The 3,374-nt window shown below is 44.1% G+C and carries 4 protein-coding genes and 1 pseudogene; 3 read left to right on the top strand and 2 right to left on the bottom strand.

From position 1 onward, the window contains the following. Together FTT83_RS15625 and FTT83_RS15630 are read left to right on the top strand one after the other, a co-directional pair. Positions 1 to 116 (top strand): annotated as a pseudogene (locus FTT83_RS15625) (IS30 family transposase); the annotation flags it as partial. Positions 117 to 169: 53 nt separating this feature from the next. Then, positions 170 to 745, top strand: coding sequence for an alpha/beta hydrolase (locus FTT83_RS15630; RefSeq protein WP_180042516.1), 576 nt, complete (start codon positions 170 to 172; stop codon positions 743 to 745). A gap of 157 nt (positions 746 to 902) precedes the next feature. On the opposite strand, the gene FTT83_RS15635 is transcribed toward FTT83_RS15630, so the two are convergent. Next, a complete protein-coding gene (locus FTT83_RS15635) occupies positions 903 to 1,640 on the bottom strand; it encodes a type III pantothenate kinase (RefSeq protein WP_180081991.1) in 738 nt (245 codons plus the stop codon). A gap of 9 nt (positions 1,641 to 1,649) precedes the next feature. Beyond that, on the bottom strand, positions 1,650 to 2,408 hold the full coding sequence (locus tag FTT83_RS15640; RefSeq protein ID WP_180176836.1) for a biotin--[acetyl-CoA-carboxylase] ligase: 759 nt from the start codon (positions 2,406 to 2,408) through the stop codon (positions 1,650 to 1,652). A 30-nt stretch (positions 2,409 to 2,438) separates the two neighbouring features. On the opposite strand from FTT83_RS15640, the gene FTT83_RS15645 reads away from it, so the two are divergent. Beyond that, positions 2,439 to 3,248 (top strand): sulfite exporter TauE/SafE family protein, encoded by an 810-nt coding sequence (locus FTT83_RS15645; RefSeq protein ID WP_086196090.1) that lies wholly within the window; start codon positions 2,439 to 2,441, stop codon positions 3,246 to 3,248. Positions 3,249 to 3,374: the final 126 nt, after the last annotated feature.

The raw sequence follows: 3,374 nt of genomic DNA on the forward strand, positions 1-3,374 counted from the left end.
ACGAACAAATAGAGCAGATAGAATTTGCACTCAACCATCGTCCTAGAAAAACACTAGGTTGGCATACACCGAGTGAAGTTATGGCTGGTTTTTATACTGTTGCACTTGCCGCTTGAATCCGCCAATTGAAATATGACTCATTCTACAATTTATAATAAGAAGAACAGATATGTCACAATTACAAAAGCAAGTTTATATTGTGCATGGTGATCAAGCTTCTCCTAATGATCACTGGTTTCCCTGGCTTAGCCAGCAAATTCAGCATTCAGGCCATCTGGCAAGGCGACTAATCTTACCCGATTCGAACGCACCAAATTTTCAAAGCTGGCAAACAGCAATACAGCTGCAAATACCCCATTTAGATTCAGAAAGCATTATTGTCGCGCATGGTTTAGGTTGTCTTGCCAGTCTGCATTTTTTGACTCAGGCACTCAGTCAGACTTCAATTAAAGGGCTGATACTGGTGGCTGGCTTTAAGGATAAACTCACTGCATTACCCGAATTGGAGGGTTTTATTCGGCAGGCAAAATTAGACATGGCTATTTTGCAAAAACAGATTGCGACCCGATTTTTACTGTTTTCCTGTAATGATCCTTATGTGTCACCGCCCAAAGCTGTACTGCTAGGTCATTACATTAATGCCCAGATGCAGGAGGTGAACCATGCCGGGCATTTTATGCGCAGTGATGGTTTTGATGAATTTAACCAGGTCTGGGATGTGCTAAAACCTTTGCTGCTGCATTAATCTGGTGGGAATCTATTGCAATCTTTATGCAAGTAATGAGGTAAATTGCCGGATGCACACATTCAGCCATTCATTTTTATAAAAGGCTGCACCGAACTGCCGGAAGTCTGGCAGACGATACAACCTTATCTGATTCGCTAAATCCTATTCGTTAAAATCAGGCGTCAGCCAAGGAATAAATATAATTTTGCAGCCCTTTCAGCAACAGATCATGCTCAATAACAGGCTGATAAGCTGTCAAATATTTAGCAAATAGTGGTGCATCACCACCGGTTAAAATCAGTTGGCTTGGGTATTTTTCCAGGACCTTTTCAATGGTGCTGACCAGACTGAGCAGAATGCCATGGTGAACGGCATCGATGGTATTGCGACCTGGGCTAAGCTCATCAAATATGGCATCGGGAATCTTGATGCCTTTGGTATTTTGAATCAGGGAATCACGCTGCAAATACAGGTTCGGCAGGATATAACCGCCCAAGTGTTGCAAGCCATCGGTGAGGTCAATGGTCAGTGCAGTTCCACAACTGATCACACAATATTTTTGCTCCGGATTGTTCACGACAGCCAGCATTTGCAGCCAGCGGTCAATCCCGAACTTGCTGGTATCTTCATAGGCACAGCGTAAGCCGGCATATTCGGCATGAACTTTGGCAAAAGTCACCGGAACATTTAAAAACTTGAGAATTTTTTGGATGCGTTCATTGTTCTTTTTGTCCTGAACCGAAGACACCCCGGCTTGTTGCAGATCCAGACTTTTAAAATGCTGGATTAAACCGAGGAGCAGTTCGGCAGGGGATTGCAGATGCAGTTCTGCACCATGTTCAATTACCTGATGATTTTCAGTAATCCAGTATTTGAGTCGGGTATTGCCGATATCCAGCCATAAATTCTTCATTGCATTTCTCTAAAGAGAGGTACTCAGGCGGCGTAAACGCCCTTGATAAAACTGTTTTAAGCCGTCAGGGGTGTCAATGTTGACCGAACCATCATCCTGAATGCCTTGGAAGATACCTGAACATACTCCCGAATGGTCTTCAAATTCAACAGCCTGGTTTATAAAAGCCGCATAATGATTAAAACGTGCCGCCAGGTTATAGCAGTCATGATCAAACCATGCACTGGCTTGCTGAATCGCTATATACAGTTCAGCAATCAGCTGAATACGGGAAGTATCCTGTAATCCTAACTCATGCAATGACGTCGCATGCTGGTCAATCTGTGCTTGAGGTACAGGTTCGAGATTAATCCCGACACCGACAATGACCTGATGAGGGGAAATCGGTTCAACCAGAATGCCGCCCCATTTACCTTGTCGACTATACAGGTCATTCGGCCATTTCACTTGCAAATATAAATTTTGCAAACTCGGCATTTGTAAAATATTCAGTGCGATTTCAAGCGCCAGCCGGCCATCAATGGCTGTTCGCGTATTCAGCAATGTGCTTAAATAGATGTTGCCTTCAGGCGATACCCACTGTCGTTGACGCTGTCCACGACCTTGAGTCTGTTTGGAACTGCAAACCAGAACACTGTGCACGCCTTTCAGTGCAATTTCACGTACATCGTCATTGGTCGACGTGGTGACAGGTTTGAGTAGCAAAACTTCAGGAAGCTGATGGGCATCATCGAGGATTTTTTGCAGCTGTCGGGTCTCTAAATCCATTTAAATCTAAGTAACCGTGGAATGTGAATAATGGAGTTAATCATATATTTATTGATTGGTGCAATGGCGGGCTTTGCTGCTGGACTGTTTGGTGTTGGTGGCGGCCTGATTATTGTTCCTATTCTTTATATTGTATTTACCCAATTACATTATGATCCATCGGTGATTATGCATCTGGCTGTGGGTACATCTTTAGCGACCATTATTGTCACTTCCATCAGCTCGGTCACAGCGCACCATAAAAGAGGCGCGGTGATGTGGGATGTATTTCGTAATTTAGCGCCGGGACTGGCTTTAGGGGCATTTTTAGGAGCCGGTATTGCGGACTATATGTCGGGTCAGGGCTTGCAATTATTGATCGGCTTTTTTGCCCTTTGGGTGGCATATACCATGTTTAATGGTGCAAGCAAAGCGGTGGACCCGAATCATCATTTACCTTCCAGAGCCATGCAGATTCTAGCTGGCGGTGGAATCGGAATCGCCTCTGCCATATTCGGTATTGGTGGTGGCAGCTTGACCGTACCGTATTTAAGCCGTCATGGCGTAGTGATCCAGAAAGCGGTAGCCACCTCGGCTGCAGGCGGCTTGCCGATTGCTATTGCTGGTGCGTTAGGCTTTATGTGGTTTGGTTCCAATACCGAAACTGAAATACCGCATAGTATTGGCTATGTGCATATCTATGCCTTTATTGGTATTAGTGTCATGAGTTTTATGACGGCTAAATTAGGTGCAAAAGTAGCGCATAAACTATCGCCAGCCATGCTGAAAAGATGTTTTGCCTGCCTGTTAGCAACTGTCGGTTCGTATTTTATTTATCAAGGTTTTTCAGCCTTTTTTTAATCTTAGATTCTCAAATGAAGTGCAACAGAGATTAAATTATTGGAAGGAAGCAAGATGAGCTAGTATTTTGCTTCCGACCGACCAAAGTCAAAGTTGCATCATGAACTACACTCATCTTACCCAAGA

The organism is Acinetobacter sp. YH01018 (assembly GCF_013420295.1).
In the GTDB taxonomy this organism is placed as follows: Bacteria; Pseudomonadota; Gammaproteobacteria; order Pseudomonadales; family Moraxellaceae; genus Acinetobacter.